This window comes from Epibacterium sp. Ofav1-8 (assembly GCF_022348185.1).
GTDB lineage: Bacteria > Pseudomonadota > Alphaproteobacteria > Rhodobacterales > Rhodobacteraceae > Epibacterium.
This window is the reverse complement of the sequence record NZ_JAKRFD010000002.1, coordinates 15,690-30,058: the sequence shown is the minus strand read 5'-3', so window position 1 is coordinate 30,058 and position 14,369 is coordinate 15,690. Positions and strand designations below refer to the sequence as shown.

The 14,369-nt window shown below is 62.4% G+C and carries 16 protein-coding genes; 13 read left to right on the top strand and 3 right to left on the bottom strand.

Going from position 1 to position 14,369, the window contains the following annotated elements:
• Positions 1-164 precede the first annotated feature (164 nt).
• The 3 genes from MHM97_RS02950 to MHM97_RS02940 are packed head-to-tail and all read left to right on the top strand — an operon-like array spanning position 165 to position 2,849.
• Positions 165-767 carry a GAD-like domain-containing protein gene (locus MHM97_RS02950; RefSeq protein WP_239319285.1) on the top strand — a complete coding sequence of 201 codons (603 nt, stop codon included), beginning with the start codon at positions 165-167 and terminating at the stop codon, positions 765-767.
• An 8-nt stretch (positions 768-775) separates the two neighbouring features.
• Entirely contained in the window at positions 776-1,402 is a 627-nt protein-coding gene (locus MHM97_RS02945; protein ID WP_239319283.1) for a hypothetical protein, read from the top strand.
• 13 nt (positions 1,403-1,415) lie between these two features.
• Complete coding sequence (locus tag MHM97_RS02940; protein WP_239319281.1) at positions 1,416-2,849, top strand: phospholipase effector Tle1 domain-containing protein; 1,434 nt, start codon at positions 1,416-1,418, stop codon at positions 2,847-2,849.
• A 2-nt stretch (positions 2,850-2,851) separates the two neighbouring features.
• Here the strand turns inward: MHM97_RS02940 and MHM97_RS02935 are convergent, their stop codons facing one another.
• Complete coding sequence (locus MHM97_RS02935; protein WP_239319279.1) at positions 2,852-3,775, bottom strand: DUF4123 domain-containing protein; 924 nt, start codon at positions 3,773-3,775, stop codon at positions 2,852-2,854.
• Positions 3,776-4,156: 381 nt separating this feature from the next.
• Between MHM97_RS02935 and MHM97_RS02930 the strand changes: the two genes are divergently transcribed.
• The 9 genes from MHM97_RS02930 to MHM97_RS02890 all read left to right on the top strand — a co-directional run bounded on the left by MHM97_RS02930 (position 4,157) and on the right by MHM97_RS02890 (position 11,200).
• Positions 4,157-4,627, top strand: a complete 471-nt coding sequence (locus tag MHM97_RS02930; protein ID WP_239319277.1) for an Rrf2 family transcriptional regulator — start codon at positions 4,157-4,159, stop codon at positions 4,625-4,627.
• Positions 4,624-5,286, top strand: coding sequence for a Crp/Fnr family transcriptional regulator (locus MHM97_RS02925; protein ID WP_239319276.1), 663 nt, complete (start codon positions 4,624-4,626; stop codon positions 5,284-5,286). Before MHM97_RS02930 ends, MHM97_RS02925 begins: the two co-directional genes overlap by 4 nt.
• A 92-nt stretch (positions 5,287-5,378) precedes the next feature.
• Positions 5,379-5,591 carry a YgaP family membrane protein gene (locus MHM97_RS02920; protein WP_239319274.1) on the top strand — a complete coding sequence of 71 codons (213 nt, stop codon included), beginning with the start codon at positions 5,379-5,381 and terminating at the stop codon, positions 5,589-5,591.
• A 4-nt stretch (positions 5,592-5,595) separates the two neighbouring features.
• Positions 5,596-6,027 (top strand): YeeE/YedE family protein, encoded by a 432-nt coding sequence (locus MHM97_RS02915; RefSeq protein WP_239319273.1) that lies wholly within the window; start codon positions 5,596-5,598, stop codon positions 6,025-6,027.
• 1 nt (position 6,028) lies between these two features.
• Positions 6,029-6,457, top strand: coding sequence for a DUF6691 family protein (locus tag MHM97_RS02910; RefSeq protein WP_239319267.1), 429 nt, complete (start codon positions 6,029-6,031; stop codon positions 6,455-6,457).
• A 29-nt stretch (positions 6,458-6,486) separates the two neighbouring features.
• Positions 6,487-7,368 carry an MBL fold metallo-hydrolase gene (locus MHM97_RS02905; protein WP_239319264.1) on the top strand — a complete coding sequence of 294 codons (882 nt, stop codon included), beginning with the start codon at positions 6,487-6,489 and terminating at the stop codon, positions 7,366-7,368.
• 11 nt (positions 7,369-7,379) lie between these two features.
• Entirely contained in the window at positions 7,380-9,059 is a 1,680-nt protein-coding gene (locus MHM97_RS02900; RefSeq protein WP_239319261.1) for a bifunctional protein tyrosine phosphatase family protein/NAD(P)/FAD-dependent oxidoreductase, read from the top strand.
• A gap of 105 nt (positions 9,060-9,164) precedes the next feature.
• Positions 9,165-10,898, top strand: coding sequence for a SulP family inorganic anion transporter (locus MHM97_RS02895; RefSeq protein WP_239319260.1), 1,734 nt, complete (start codon positions 9,165-9,167; stop codon positions 10,896-10,898).
• A 56-nt stretch (positions 10,899-10,954) separates the two neighbouring features.
• Positions 10,955-11,200: a DUF2798 domain-containing protein gene (locus tag MHM97_RS02890; protein WP_239319258.1), complete on the top strand. Its 246-nt coding sequence runs from the start codon at positions 10,955-10,957 to the stop codon at positions 11,198-11,200.
• Positions 11,201-11,706: 506 nt separating this feature from the next.
• On the opposite strand, the gene MHM97_RS02885 is transcribed toward MHM97_RS02890, so the two are convergent.
• The gene (locus MHM97_RS02885) at positions 11,707-11,988 is read right to left on the bottom strand and encodes an Lrp/AsnC ligand binding domain-containing protein (protein ID WP_239319256.1); all 282 of its coding nucleotides are present in this window, start codon (positions 11,986-11,988) and stop codon (positions 11,707-11,709) included.
• A 339-nt stretch (positions 11,989-12,327) separates the two neighbouring features.
• Between MHM97_RS02885 and MHM97_RS02875 the strand changes: the two genes are divergently transcribed.
• Positions 12,328-13,365: a zinc-dependent alcohol dehydrogenase family protein gene (locus MHM97_RS02875; protein ID WP_239319255.1), complete on the top strand. Its 1,038-nt coding sequence runs from the start codon at positions 12,328-12,330 to the stop codon at positions 13,363-13,365.
• Between the two features lie 623 nt (positions 13,366-13,988).
• Here the strand turns inward: MHM97_RS02875 and MHM97_RS02870 are convergent.
• Complete coding sequence (locus tag MHM97_RS02870) at positions 13,989-14,180, bottom strand: hypothetical protein (protein WP_239319253.1); 192 nt, start codon at positions 14,178-14,180, stop codon at positions 13,989-13,991.
• Positions 14,181-14,369 lie beyond the last annotated feature (189 nt).

The following is a 14,369-nucleotide window of genomic DNA, read 5'->3' as shown; positions in this document are numbered from 1 at the left end:
CGCCGTTGCGCTGGCGGCGGATTGCGAAACAACCTTTGGTCGAGTACAGATAAAAGCACTTGCGGTCGCAGCCTCTGGTGCACCGACAGTCTATTTTTTTGAAGCATTTGTGAGTCAGCATGTCCGATCTTTTCTCTGTGCTTGGCCCGGTCCCGGACGATGCAATGCCCGTGGCCCCAGACACACTGGCGCGGTGGCAGCCGCGTTTGCCCCCGTTGCTGATTGAGGTCTGGGCCACCTATGGCCTTGTCTCCGTGGCGATGGGCCGCGTTCACCTGCTGGAGCCCGCGCGGCTGGCCGGACTGATGGATTTCATTTTTGGCAATGACCCCGAGCTTGCCGGAGATACCCACGCCATCGCCTATGGCAACCTCGGCGAGCTGATGGTCTGGTCGCAACGTCATGGCTTCGGCTTTCTGTCCCCGATCCTGTCAACGCTGGAAATGCCGAACCTGACCGGCGACACGGCCATCCCGGCGGACCGGCAGATCCGCGAACGCCTGCTGCAAATTCCGCCGCAGATGATCGAAGTACACGACGGCGCGCAGCAGCCGCTTTATGACCGGCTTGCAGCCGCGCTTGGCCCCTTGCCCGATGGCATGGTCTACGCGCCCAAGATCCTGCCCCCGCGCCCCGGCGGCCGACCGATCGAGGACTACGGCATCGTGCCGCTGGAGACCTGCCTGGAGGACCTCTATACCGCCTATCAGGTCAGCATCGTCGATTGGGCGCGCGCCAATCCGATGCTGCGTTTTGTGAAACGGTAGGTCCGGGCATGGCTGGCTCCTCCCTTTCGCGGCGCACCTACGGGCTTGCGCTCCTCGCCGTCATGGGGCTGGCCGGGGGCGGCAGTCTCGCCCTGTGGCTCTCGACGCCGCCGCATCGCGCCGTGTCGTTGGGATTTCAGGCCTATCGGACCGCCCCCGCCGTGGTGACCCAATTTGCCATCGAACAGCCGCTCACGCCCATTCAGCCGCTGATCGCCTCCGGAAGCGCGGATATAAACATACCGCGCGATTCCGCCGGCGGATCGGTCCTGTCACTTCCCAACGATGTCGGGGGGGACGGGACATGGACGATTTCGGTGGAATGGGTGGAGCTGCCGACCGACAAGGCCTGGACCGCCTCGGCAACCATCGCGATCGAGGATCTGGTGCGCGACACATCCACCTATCACCTGCTGGTGATCCTGGGGCCGAATGGCGAACTTCTGATCGGCTCTGACGAGGCCCGGCCCGACCGCTCCGCTCAGAATGACCTGGCACGGGTCTGCGGCACCCGGGCGCCCGCGGCCGACAAGGCCTGGCGCCTTGAGACAGGGCAATTCCCAGAACTGCCCCGTCTTCTTGAGGGCATCGACAGCAACAGCGCAGCTGAGGACGGATCGTCCCACTGCCCGTAACCGCGAGGATAACATGGGTCTGACCGATATTGATACCGCGGCGCAGGGCGCGTCGGCGGAGGCCGGCATGTCCGGAGAGACCGGCAACATTGCCCAGACCTGCCCCAAGACGACGCTTGAAATCGGCGTGTTCTTCGATGGGACGCTGAACAATCGCTTCAACGTGCTGTCCGGCGGGCGCGAGGACGGCAGCTACCAGAATGCCTTGTCGAACCCGGCGTTGCTCTATGATCGCTACAAGAACGATCCCGATTTCGACGAACCCAATGCCTGCGGCGGCACCGCGCGCGCGTTCCGGTCGGTCTATGTCCAAGGCCCCGGTTCGACCGCTGGCGAAGCCGACGACACCATGGGCTATGCCTTTGGCCAGGGCCGTCAAAGCGGTGTCGAAGCGCGCGTCCTCGAAGGCTTCAGAGAAGTTCTGCGTCGCGTCAACCTCCTCGGCGGCGCGCCCTACCTCAAGGAGGTGGTGCTCGACGTGTTCGGGTTTTCGCGCGGCGCCGCGGGGGCGCGTCATTTCGTGAACTCGATCCGCGCCGGACGGGCAACCTATGACCCCTGGGGCATTGGCGATTACGAGGAAACCTGGCCCGAAGACCTCCCCGTCTCCATTCGCTTCGTTGGTATCTTCGACACCGTCGCCGCGATCGGCAAGGCCACAGATGACGACAACGACCCGGTGAACGTGCATCTGCGCAGCGATCAGGCCAGCAACCGGATTTACCATCTGACTGCGGGGGATGAATACCGCAAGAACTTCCGCCTCAACCGCAACATTCCCGGCGGCGGTGACACATTCGAACTGCCCGGGGCGCATTCCGATGTCGGCGGCGGCTACGCCGATCCCGGTGACACCGCCCCTCTCGAAAGCGCGAGGGGGCAATTCTACTATCAGCGGGCCGAGGCCGAGGCCGCACGCGCTGCCGTCGAGCAGGCGGATCTGCAACCGGGAGCGCATCGCGATCTGGAAGCGGTGTTCGTGCGCGAGGGCTGGCTTGGTCCGAACGAAACCGAAGGCGGGGTGCTTCGCGTGATGACCCCGATCGTCGAACGGACGGTCACGGTCCAGCACGGGTTCGAAACCATCACCCGCCAGACCTTCACCTATGACGAGCAACTGGCCCTGCATCGCCCCTGGGTGCAGCTTGGCCTGTCGCGGGTCGCGCTGCACATGATGCACGAGGCCGCCGTGGCGGAGGTCGATGGCGCGTTCCTGGAATTGCCGAGCACTGACGAGAATTACGTAATTCCCGAGGGGCTGAAACCCTATGAGGCCGCCATGCGCAGTGGGTCCATCTCATCGGCGGACCGGGCCGCCATTTTGCGCAACTTCGGCCATGTTTCGATGAAGGACGGCGATTTCCTGAGCGCCGATCATCAGGGCCACGGCCCGGAAACGAACCACGTCAGGGTCGAATATGACAACGACCCGGGCCAAGCGGTCTAGGATCACAGCGAGGGGCGATCCAGCTCTGCCACCCGCGCCGCGAGACGGCGCATCTTGTCCGCCTCACCGACGGGCAGCTCAAGGATCGCACGAATTTTGGCTTCGGGATCAAGATCTTCGAACGCCCCTTCAGCATGCAAATCCCACGCCGCAATGCGAAATGCGTTCGCGCGCTGGCGGATCCCGAACTCCCAGGCTCGGCCGACGGACCGCTGCACCTGACGTTCCAGCCCGGCGGGCTCTTTCCCCGCGACCTGCTCGGGAAAGGTCTGCGTCAGAAGCGCCACCATTTCCGCCAGATTGTCACGCGTGCGGGCGCTGCGCAGCGCCAGAAGCTCTGGCTCCGACAGGTTGAAGGGCCGCAGCGGGGCGGCGGCGGTCTCATCCACCGCGCCGGAGGGCCCCGGCCCCGCGACCCATAGCCCGTCTTTCTCCGGGTCCGGGAGCAGGAAGGCGTCCACACGCCCCCCGTCACGCGGCAGAAACCAGCGAGAGCGCCGCTCCTGCGTTTGGACCGCCTGGAAATAGACCCTTGCGGGCGCGGCTTCCCAGAACCGGAACAGATAGGGGCGCGCCTCGACCGTGACCCGAAGAAAGCGGCGCAAGTGCTTGCGCAGCGGGGCAATTTCCATATCGGTCGCGATCAGAATGCCGGGGCGTTTGTGCCACATGGCCTGCGGGGTGTCCTGGGTGTCGACAAAATCTCGCAGCAACTCCCCACCCTGCGCGACCTCCACCAGATAGGGGGCAACGTCACGCAGATCCTCTGCTGCGTCTCCTTGAAACAGGCACTCAAATGCCGCGTTCGACACCTCCAGCCGCTCTGGCAATCCGGGCAGGCAAGCGCCGTCGAGGACCGCGTAGAGCCCCTGGATCGAATACCCCTGATCCAGCAGCGTTGCTCTTGCAATAAAATCTTCGGTCAAATCGTGTAACCCACGCCAACGTCATCGGTTTTTGCCCGGCACCACTTTGTCACACCGCCCCAAAAGGCGCCGCAACGGGTGCCGGACAACACTATCCTATGGGCACCACGGAGGCGCTGCCAAGCCCGATGTCGACGCCGGACCCTGCCCCTGCCCCAAGCCGCGTATTTCCGCCGACACGGCGCTGCAGCTTGGATCCGCATGGCGTCGAGCACGCCCCTTGCGGCGGTTTCCAAGGGCGATCCGCGTGCTGTCCGGGGAGCGCAGGCTGATTTGGTGTCCAAGCCGGCATCGGCCGCCGCACGGACAGAGCAACAAGACGGTTCCACCCATCTTGCAATAACATATAGTGCAAATATAAGTTTCGGGCGAGGAGAGGCGATGAAACTGACGTCCTACACCAATTTCGCGCTGCGTTCTTTGCAGTTGGCGGCGCTGAAGTCCCCGGACCTGATCAGAGTCGATGATGTCGTGCGCGTACACGGGCTGGCGCGGCCGCATATCGTCAAAATCGTCCATGAACTGGGCGTTGCGGGGTATGTTGTGACACAACGCGGGCGCAATGGTGGGTTTCGTCTGGGACAACCCGCCGAAGACATCGTGATCGGGGATGTCGTGCGCTTGACAGAAGGCCCGCTCGAACTGGTGGAGTGTTTCAATCCCGAACACAACACCTGCCCGCTGATCGGGGTTTGCAAACTGTCGCGGGCGCTGCAGCGGGCCGCGCGCGCCTTCATGGAGGTTCTGGACGATCTGACACTCGCCGACATTGCCTCCAACCGCGATGATCTGCTGGCGCGTATCGCCCCGCTTGAGGAGGGCATCGTCGCACCGATGCGCAAAGCACGATGATCGCCGATTGGACAGAGCGCTTTCAGGGCACTGCGGCCTTGCCGCGCCCGGTGCGGGACCGGTTGCAGAAGGTTGCGCGCGCAATTCAAATCCCCGCGGGCGCGCAGGTCTTTGGACCGGCAAACATCCCCGACAGCCTGTTTTTCCTCTACGAGGGCCGCATCCGCGTGTCGCAAAGCTCTGACACCGGCCGGGAGATCGTGCTCTACCGCGTGGATGCCGGCGAAAGCTGTGTTCTGACCACCGCCTGCATGCTGGCCGAAGAGGCCTACAACGCCGAAGGCATCGCCGAGACCGACATCACCGCCATCGTTCTGCCCAAGCCGGACTTTGACCGGCTGGTGGCGGAAGAAGACGCATTTCGAAAGTTTGTCTTTGCCGCCTACTCCCGGCGGTTGATCGACTTGTTGCGCGTCGTGGATGATGTCGCCTTTGGGCATATGGATGTGCGTCTGGCGGAACGGCTCATTGCACTGGCGGGTGATTTCAAAGAGGTCGCCGCCACGCATCAGGATCTCGCGAGCGAGCTGGGCACCGCGCGCGAAGTCATCAGTCGCATCCTGCAGGATTTCCAGAAACGCGAGATGATCGCACAGTCGCGTGGCCGCATAGAATTGCTGGACAAACCGGCTTTGCGCGCCCTTGCCGCTTCGGCGTAGCGTTCCACTTTGTGCCTGCTAAGTGACATTGTCACTGAAGCGCGCACCGCAAACTTATATCTGTTCTCCAAGTTATCGGATTGGAGACCCCCATGACCACCAATGTCGGCACCCTTGACCGCCTCCTTCGCGCAGCCCTTGGCGTTGGCTTGCTCTATCTCGCCTTTCTGAGCGGGGTGCCCGCATTTGACGGGGGGCTTCTGAAATATGGCGCAGCGCTTGTTGGCTGTGTGATGCTGATCGTCGCCGCCATCCGCGTGTGCCCGATCTATTCCATCTTTGGCTTCAAGACCTGCCGGGCCTGACGCGATGGAAACCGTGTTCACACCTTTCGCGTCCCTCGGGGGCGGTCTGCTCATCGGTCTCGGCGCGGTCTTGCTGATGCTGGGCCTGGGACGGATCTTTGGCGCAACCGGAATCTTGTCCGGCGCGGTCCTCGTCGAAAACCGGCAGGAGATGTCATGGCGCATCGCCGTGATCCTGGGCATGATCCTCGCCCCGGTGCTGATCTTTGCGGTGACAGGCGCGATGCCTGCGCTGACGGTGCCGGTGAGCCCGATGATGATCATCATCGGCGGTGTCATCGTCGGCTTTGGTGCCAGCCTCGGCTCCGGCTGCACGTCGGGTCACGGCGTCTGCGGCCTGTCGCGCCTGTCGATCCGGTCGCTGGTGGCCGTGCCGACCTTCATGGCGACCGCCGCCATCACCGTCTTTGTGATCCGCCACGTCCTTGGAGGTTGAGATGAAACATCTGTTTGCGCTTCTGACCGGCCTTGTCTTTGGCACCGGGATTGCGATCTCCGGCATGATGGACCCGGCCAAGGTTCTGAACTTCTTTGACATTGCCGGGACATGGGACCCGAGCCTGATGTTCGTCATGGGCGGTGCGCTGATCGTGACATCCATCGGCTACCGGTGGGTCTGGCGCCGGTCCAAACCGCTCTTTGGGCAGAGCTTTCAAGTGCCGACATCAACGCGTATCGACAGCAGGCTGATCGGCGGCGCGGCCCTGTTTGGTGTGGGCTGGGGCATCGCAGGGTTCTGCCCGGGCGCCGCCATCCCTGCACTTGGCACCGGTCGCTGGGAGGTCGCCCTGTTCCTGGTGTCGGTCACAGCCGGCTTCTTTCTGCGCCGCCTGGCTGGCCGCAAACCGCGCCACGTAACCCCCTAGCCCCTGACCCCGCAACCGGAGGACACAGCATGACCTACCCCGTCAACATGAACATCAAGCCGGAGGTGCAGGCCTTCTTTGATGAGGCCACGAACACGATCAGCTACATCGTGAAAGACCCGTCATCGACCGCCTGTGCCATCGTCGATAGCGTCATGGACATCGACTATGCTGCCGGGCGGATCACCTACGACCACGCGGATGAGCTGATCCGCCAGATCGAGGCCCGAAACCTCAAACTGGAGTGGATCATCGAAACCCACGTCCACGCCGACCACCTGAGCGCGGCCCCGTACATCCAGTCCCGGCTGGGCGGCAAGATCGGCATCGGGTCAAAGATCATGGTGGTCCAGGATACCTTTGGCAAAGTCTTCAACGAAGGCACCGAGTTCCAGCGTGACGGGTCCCAGTTCGACGCGCTGTTCGAAGATGGCGACACCTATCAGATCGGCGAGATGCAGGCCTTTGCGATGTACACGCCCGGCCACACGCCCGCCTGCATGGTGCATGTGATGGGCGATGCCGCCTTTGTGGGGGATACGCTGTTCATGCCGGATGGCGGCTCCGCCCGTGCCGACTTCCCCGGTGGCGACGCGAGCGAGCTCTATGACAGCATCCAGAAGGTCCTGGCCCTGCCGGACGAGACGCGTCTGTTCATGTGCCACGACTACGGCCCCAACGGTCGCGACATCCAGTGGGAAACCACGGTGGGCGAAGAGAAAGCCCACAACATCCACGTCGGCGGTGGCAAGACGAAGGAGGAGTTCGTCAAGTTCCGCACCGAACGGGATGCGCAATTGGCCATGCCAAGGCTGATCATCCCCTCGCTGCAAGTGAACATGCGCGCGGGCGAAGTGCCGACCGACAAGGACGGCAACCCCATGCTCAAAGTGCCCGTGAACGGGCTTTGAGGGGCGGGACGATGGACATCCGGAAAATCAGCGACAAAACCTCTGTCACCCCCCAGATCACGGTCGAAGATATCGCCGCCATCAAGGAGGCCGGCTTTCGCGCCATTATCTGCAACCGCCCCGACGGGGAAGGCGCAGACCAGCCCAGTTTTGCGGAAATCGCTGCGGCTGCGGATCTTGTCGGGATCAAGGCGGCCTATGTTCCTGTGCAATCCGGTCTGGTGCAGGATGCGGATGTGGCGGCGTTCAGCACCGCGCTTGCCGATCTGCCACGTCCGGTTCTGGCCTATTGCCGGACCGGCACGCGGTCGGCGACGCTCTGGTCGTTCCATGAGAGCAAGAAACGCCCGATGCCGGAGATCCTCGCGGCGACCAAGGCTGCGGGCTATGACATGAACGGGGTTGCAAGGCGGATTGCCAACGGCGGCAAGACCCCGACGGACACCGGTGACGCCAAATATGATGTGGTCATCGTCGGTGGCGGCGCCGGTGGCGTCTCGGTGGCCGCGAGCCTTCAGTCGCGACAGTCGAACCTGTCGATCGCCATCATCGATCCTGCGGAGATTCACTATTACCAGCCCGGCTGGACCATGGTCGGCGGCGGGATCTTCGAGGCCCGCGAAACCGCCAAGACCATGGGGTCGCTCATCCCGCGCGGCGTGGCCTGGATCAAGTCCGCCGTCGCCGCATTCGAGCCGGACAACAACGCGGTCATCCTGGATGGGTGCCGGGTGGTAAAATATGACCGGCTGGTCGTCTGCCCCGGCCTGAAGCTGGACTGGGACGCGGTCGAAGGCCTCGAAGACACGCTTGGTCGCAATGGCGTGACCTCGAATTACCGCTACGACCTTGCGCCCTACACCTGGCAGTTGGTGCAGGGATTGAATGAAGGGCGCGCGCTTTTCACCCAGCCGCCGATGCCGATCAAATGTGCCGGAGCGCCGCAAAAGGCAATGTATCTGTCCGGCGATGCCTGGTTCCGCACCGGGGCGCTCAAGGATATCGACATCCAGTTCATGACTGCCGGCGGTGTTCTGTTTGGTGTCAAAGACTACGTTCCGGCGCTGGAGAAATACGTCGAGAAATACGATGCGACGCTGAACTTCTTCCACAATCTGGTGGCCGTGGATGGGCCTGCAAAGACCGCGACGTTCAAGGTCTCCAAACCGGACACCACCCCCGAAACCGTCACGGTCGATTTTGACATGATGCACGTCTGCCCGCCGCAGACCGCACCGGATTTCATCCGTGTGTCGCCGCTTGCCGATGCTGCGGGCTGGGTGGATGTGGATCAGACCACGCTGCGCCACAAGAGTTTCGACAACATCTGGTCGCTTGGCGATGTCATGAACGCCCCAAATGCCAAGACCGCCGCGGCCGCGCGCAAACAAGCGCCAACAGTCGCGGAAAACATCGTCGCCGATATTGCCGGGCGGTCCCCCACCGCCGCATATGACGGCTACGGATCCTGCCCGCTGACCGTCGAGCGCGGCAAGATCGTGCTGGCGGAGTTCGGCTATGGCGGCGTGCTCAAACCCAGCTTCCCCTCGGTGCTGCTGGACGGCACACAGCCGACGCGATTGGCCTGGTTCCTGAAGGAAAAGATGCTGCCGCCGATCTATTGGAAGGCCATGCTGAAGGGCAAGGAATGGATGGCCAAGCCTGAAAAGCTCAACCCCGCAACGGACTGAGACACCAAGACCTGACCCGCGCGCATCGCCACCCGGATGCGCGCGCCCGGCGCGGGGCGCCTGCGTGCACAGATCAGCCCCCTGCCCTGTTTTCTGGACAAGAACATGACCCGACTTCTACGCCGCTACCTGCCGGTCCTCGACTGGGGGCGCACTTACGACCGCAAGGCGTTTTCCAACGATATGATCGCCGCATTGATCGTCACGATCATGCTGATCCCGCAAAGCCTTGCCTATGCCCTTCTGGCAGGTCTGCCGCCAGAGGCCGGGATCTATGCCTCGATCGCGCCGATCATGCTCTACGCGCTCTTCGGGACCAGCCGTGCGCTGGCCGTCGGCCCGGTCGCGGTGGTTTCGCTGTTGACCGCCTCGGCCATCGGTCAGGTTGCAGAGCAAGGCACCGCGGGCTACGCGATCGCGGCGCTGACGCTTGCGTTCCTGTCGGGCGGTTTTCTGGTCCTTATGGGGGTGTTCCGGCTGGGGTTTCTTGCCAATTTTCTCAGCCACCCTGTGATCGCTGGTTTCATCACCGCCTCGGGCATTCTTATCGCAACCAGCCAGCTGAAGCATATCCTGGGCGTCCCGGCCCATGGGCATACGCTGCCGGACATACTGGTGGCGCTCTCGACGCAGCTGCATGAGATCAACTGGATCACGCTGGCCATCGGCGTCACGGCGACCGCATTCCTGTTCTGGGTCCGCACGGGCCTGAAACCGACGCTTAAACGGCTTGGGGCTGCGACGCTGGTCACCGAGATTGCAGCCAAGGCCGGGCCAGTCGCCGCCGTTGTCGGCACCACGGTCGTGGTCTGGGCGCTCGATCTCGCCGGCCACGGCGTCAAGATCGTGGGCGCCGTCCCGCAAAGCCTGCCGCCGCTGACACGTCCGGGGTTTTCCGCCGAGCTTTTGCAGGCGCTCCTGGTGCCCGCAATCCTGATCTCGATCATCGGGTTTGTCGAATCCGTATCGGTCGCCCAGACACTTGCCGCCAAGAAACGTCAGCGGATCGACCCGGATCAGGAGCTGATCGGCCTGGGCGCCGCCAACCTCGGGGCGGCCTTCACCGGCGGTTATCCCGTCACCGGTGGCTTTGCGCGCTCCGTCGTGAACTTTGACGCCGGCGCGGAAACCCCGGCCGCCGGGGCCTTCACCGCCCTTGGCCTGGCGATTGCAGCCGTCGCGCTGACGCCCCTGGTCTACTATTTGCCAAACGCTGCCCTCGCTGCGACCATTATCGTGGCGGTGCTGTCGCTGATCGATCTGTCGATCCTGCAAAAAACCTGGACCTACAGCCGCGCGGATTTTACCGCCGTTGCCGCAACCATCGTGCTGACCCTCACGCTCGGCGTCGAGGTTGGCGTCGCAGCCGGGGTCATCCTGTCCGTCCTGCTGCATCTCTACAAAACCTCGCGGCCCCATGTGGCCGAGGTCGGCCGCGTCCCCGGCAGCGAGCATTTTCGCAACGTGCTGCGCCATGACGTGGAAACCGACCCTCGCGTGCTCAGCCTGCGGATCGACGAAAGCCTCTATTTCGTCAACGCGCGTTTTCTGGAGGATCTTGTCCAGTCCCGCGTCACCGAAGGATGCAGCATCGCGCATGTCGTCTTGATGTTCTCAGCGGTGAATGAGGTCGACTATTCCGCCCTCGAAAGCCTTGAAGCGGTGAACGCCCGGCTCAGGGATATGGGTGTCGGCCTCCATCTGTCCGAGGTCAAAGGCCCGGTGATGGATCGGCTGAAACGGTCGCATCTGATCGATGATCTGAACGGCCGGATCTTCCTGTCACAAAACGATGCATGGACCGCCCTTACAGATGACACGCGCGCCGCAGCCGAATAGACCAAGCTGCATGTCCACAACCGCCGTTCCCCCTGTCAAACCCATGCAGAGGTTCCATGATACGCGCGTTCATTCCACGCAAGCTTGAGCATATTGCTTTTGGCTTTCTTCTGTCCTGCTTCATGTCGCTGCTGATATCTGCCGTGGCGACATTCCTGGCCATCGGCTTTGCAGCCGATTTTGTACCGCGTTGGCTCTCCGCCTGGCTGCCCTCCTGGGCCATTGCCTTTCCCACCGTGCTGGTCGTCGCGCCCATCGTGCGCCGCATCCTCCACCGGTTCGTTGTCACGGACGGCGGGTAACACCGGGCCACAGGGCGGCCCGTCGCCCAAGGCGATACGGATCTCTGCACAACACTCCACCGGCCAATCATACGCAAACCTGTTTCACCGCGATGACCGGCAGGGCTTTGTAACGTTCAGACAACCGGACAGTTTCGAGAGAGCACGATGATCACAAGCGACTACATTCAGGAAATGGCGGCCTATTCTCGCTGGCAGAACGATAGCCTCTTCAAATGCTGCGACGATATCGGGACAGACCCGCGACCACACCATCGTAGCCAGGTCACCAGTGCGCTGAAGGTGCACTATCGCGCTACGGATATACCCTGGCGGCCCGGAGCCTGAGTTCTTTGCCGGATAGCGAGACTGAGCGGCCAGCCTCCCGTTTGACACAGCCGTCGTTTGCACCGTCGCCGCGCAGGGCAGCAACGCACCCCTCATATCCCTTCGGTGATCCGTCGCGGCTGTACCGACGACGGCGGACGGATGTCGCAACGCGGGTTCGCCGCGTCATGTCATTGGTGTCATGTCCTCGCAGACGGTCTCACCGGCAGTTTGTTGGACGCTTTCATTTCTTTCAGTGAAAGGTTCGAGCGAATGCTGGTGACCCCCGGCAGGCGACGCAGGGTGCTGTCGACAAAGGCGCTGTAATCGTCCAGATCCCGCGCCACGACGATCAGCAGAAAATCGTCCGCTCCGGTGGTGTTGTGACAGGCCAGTATATTCGGGGTTGTCTCGACAATCCGCTGGAACTCCGCCGTGGCGGCCTGATCGTGTTCTGAACAGCGCAGCTGTACAAACGCCATGACGCCCAGCCCCAGCTTGCGGCGGTTCAGATTGGCTTGATAACCTTCGATGACCCCGCTTTCCTCCAGTTTTTTTCAAGCGGCGCCAGCAGGGTGTTTCGCTCATCCCGAGGGTTTCGGACAGTTTCGCATTGGTCATACGGCCATCCTCTTGCAGCAAGGACAGGAGGTGAACGTTTACGGCATCAAGGTCAGGCAAGGGCAGAAACTTTCAGAAAATGAGGAATAGAAAGGAGATCCCGCTCAGGATCACCTGGATTTCTGCAAGATTGGCAGGTGTCTTTCCACAGGAAACGATATGATCGCCTTGATCAAACACCAGAACCGAAAGACACCCCGATGAAAGCTGTCCTGTTCGAAAAGTTCCAACACGCCCCGAAGGTGGTCACGGTCGCAGACCCGAGCCCCGCGCCACATGGTGTCGTCCTGAAGGTTGCCGCAACGGGGGTCTGCCGCAGCGACTGGCATGGCTGGATGGGTCATGACAGCGATATCGATCTGCCGCATGTCCCCGGCCACGAGCTGGCCGGCGTGGTCGAGGCGGTGGGAAAGGACGTCACCCGCTGGAAGGTTGGCGACAAGGTCACCGTCCCCTTTATCTGCGGTTGCGGCAGCTGCAGCGAATGCCACGCAGGCCAACAGCAGGTGTGCCTGCATCAGGAGCAGCCCGGCTTCACTCACTGGGGCTCGTTTGCAGAATATGTCGCCATCCACCAAGCCGATCTGAACCTTGTGGCGCTGCCGGAGAGCATGGGGTTTGCGACCGCCGCCAGCCTTGGATGCCGGTTCGCGACATCCTTCCGCGCTGTCATCGATCAGGGCAAGGTGCGCGCAGGCCAATGGGTGGCCGTACACGGTTGCGGCGGTGTCGGGCTGTCGGCCGTCATGATCGCGGCGGCGGCGGGGGCCAACGTCATCGGCGTGGATCTCGATGAGGCCAAGCTTAACCTGGCCAAAGATCTCGGTGCCGCCGCGGTCATCAACGGTGGCGAGGCCGATGTGCCGGAAGCGATCAAGGAACTGACACGCGGCGGCGCCCATGTTTCGCTCGATGCGCTTGGGCATCCGGTCACCATGACCAATTCTATCCTTTGCCTGCGACCACGGGGCAAACACGTTCAGGTCGGGCTGATGCTGGGAGAGCATGCCACCCCAGCCGTGCCCATGCCCAAGATCGTGGGCCAGGAGATTGAGCTGCTCGGCTCGCACGGGATGCGGGCGCACCGCTATGGCGCGATGCTGGACATGGTCGCCAGCGGGACACTTGATCCGGCGCGGCTGGTGGGCGATCAGATCAGCCTCACCGAGGCCCCCGAGGCCCTTATGAGCATGGACAAGTTCCAATCCGTCGGAGCCACGGTCATCACCCGGTTCTGACGCGCGGAGTCACCTTGGCTGGCAGCAAAGATCCTGCTGCCGGTCCTCTCACGGGACGACGAAAGGGTTTATCCCTTCACGCCCCCGTTTTCGCCAGGTTCCGCCAAGGCCCGCAGGCGGTCGATCACTTTCCAATCTGCCTCAGTGGGCGCCAGCCTTGGCAACCGCGCCAACGGGCATCGCCCCGCGCGTATTACCCTTTTGCCGGTCCGCCGCCCCAAGGTTGACCGGATCGTTTTCACCATACACAGGGCCGCACAGAACACACCTTTCTCGGCCCGCAGAAAACCCCACAGATGGGTCCCACCCCCCTGAAGCCCGTAGACCAGCACACTGAGGGCACCACCTCCCCCCGGGACCGCTCTGGTGGGGCGTCGAAGATCGTAGAAATCAGGAAACGACGAGGCTGAGAACGCAACCTGTACCAACTCGTGTACCGAACGCTTTTGAAGGCAAACTCATTGTTGGGAAAAATCTATTATCTTCAGATTGGTACGGGCGGCGGGACTCGAACCCGCACGGCTAAAGCCTGGGGATTTTAAGTAGGTAGGTTTGCCTTTATTTTCAGAGTGTTGGTGCCACGAGAAAATGAGCCCCGGACCTCACGATGAAGTCCGGGGTTATCATGTTGGTAGATCCCGCAGAGCTTTCGCCATATCCAGATACCCGAGATAGCTATATTCGACATGCATCCGCTCATACCATGCCGCCCATGGCTCTCTCCGGTCTTCGGGGAAGACATCGGACCAAGTTCCCTTTCGAACGCTGACCTGCCCATTCTCCAGCCGCTCAACCTTGATTTTGTCTACGCTCATCAACTCTCCCCTCAGCTCGGCCTGTTTCACGACTTGCGAGCTCTATCAGCGCTTTGCTTTGCCGCCAGCATCCGTAACAGGACCAGCGCGAGAGCTGAAGCGTCGGAGCGCGAGAACAGGTCAAGGTCAGATCGAGCAGCGTAGCATTCAGCTGATGTGAGGCACACGTCCCCTCAACACGTCAACCTC

What these genes read in the sequence shown, in the direction of transcription:
- MHM97_RS02950 (WP_239319285.1), top strand. Translation starts at nt 165, where the DNA reads ATGCCCGTGGCCCCAGACACACTGGCGCGGTGGCAGCCGCGTTTGCCC.
- MHM97_RS02945 (WP_239319283.1), top strand. Translation starts at nt 776, where the DNA reads ATGGCTGGCTCCTCCCTTTCGCGGCGCACCTACGGGCTTGCGCTCCTC.
- MHM97_RS02940 (WP_239319281.1), top strand. Translation starts at nt 1,416, where the DNA reads ATGGGTCTGACCGATATTGATACCGCGGCGCAGGGCGCGTCGGCGGAG.
- MHM97_RS02930 (WP_239319277.1), top strand. Translation starts at nt 4,157, where the DNA reads ATGAAACTGACGTCCTACACCAATTTCGCGCTGCGTTCTTTGCAGTTG.
- MHM97_RS02925 (WP_239319276.1), top strand. Translation starts at nt 4,624, where the DNA reads ATGATCGCCGATTGGACAGAGCGCTTTCAGGGCACTGCGGCCTTGCCG.
- MHM97_RS02920 (WP_239319274.1), top strand. Translation starts at nt 5,379, where the DNA reads ATGACCACCAATGTCGGCACCCTTGACCGCCTCCTTCGCGCAGCCCTT.
- MHM97_RS02915 (WP_239319273.1), top strand. Translation starts at nt 5,596, where the DNA reads ATGGAAACCGTGTTCACACCTTTCGCGTCCCTCGGGGGCGGTCTGCTC.
- MHM97_RS02910 (WP_239319267.1), top strand. Translation starts at nt 6,029, where the DNA reads ATGAAACATCTGTTTGCGCTTCTGACCGGCCTTGTCTTTGGCACCGGG.
- MHM97_RS02905 (WP_239319264.1), top strand. Translation starts at nt 6,487, where the DNA reads ATGACCTACCCCGTCAACATGAACATCAAGCCGGAGGTGCAGGCCTTC.
- MHM97_RS02900 (WP_239319261.1), top strand. Translation starts at nt 7,380, where the DNA reads ATGGACATCCGGAAAATCAGCGACAAAACCTCTGTCACCCCCCAGATC.
- MHM97_RS02895 (WP_239319260.1), top strand. Translation starts at nt 9,165, where the DNA reads ATGACCCGACTTCTACGCCGCTACCTGCCGGTCCTCGACTGGGGGCGC.
- MHM97_RS02890 (WP_239319258.1), top strand. Translation starts at nt 10,955, where the DNA reads ATGATACGCGCGTTCATTCCACGCAAGCTTGAGCATATTGCTTTTGGC.
- MHM97_RS02885 (WP_239319256.1), bottom strand. Translation starts at nt 11,988, where the DNA reads ATGGCGTTTGTACAGCTGCGCTGTTCAGAACACGATCAGGCCGCCACG.
- MHM97_RS02875 (WP_239319255.1), top strand. Translation starts at nt 12,328, where the DNA reads ATGAAAGCTGTCCTGTTCGAAAAGTTCCAACACGCCCCGAAGGTGGTC.
- MHM97_RS02870 (WP_239319253.1), bottom strand. Translation starts at nt 14,180, where the DNA reads ATGAGCGTAGACAAAATCAAGGTTGAGCGGCTGGAGAATGGGCAGGTC.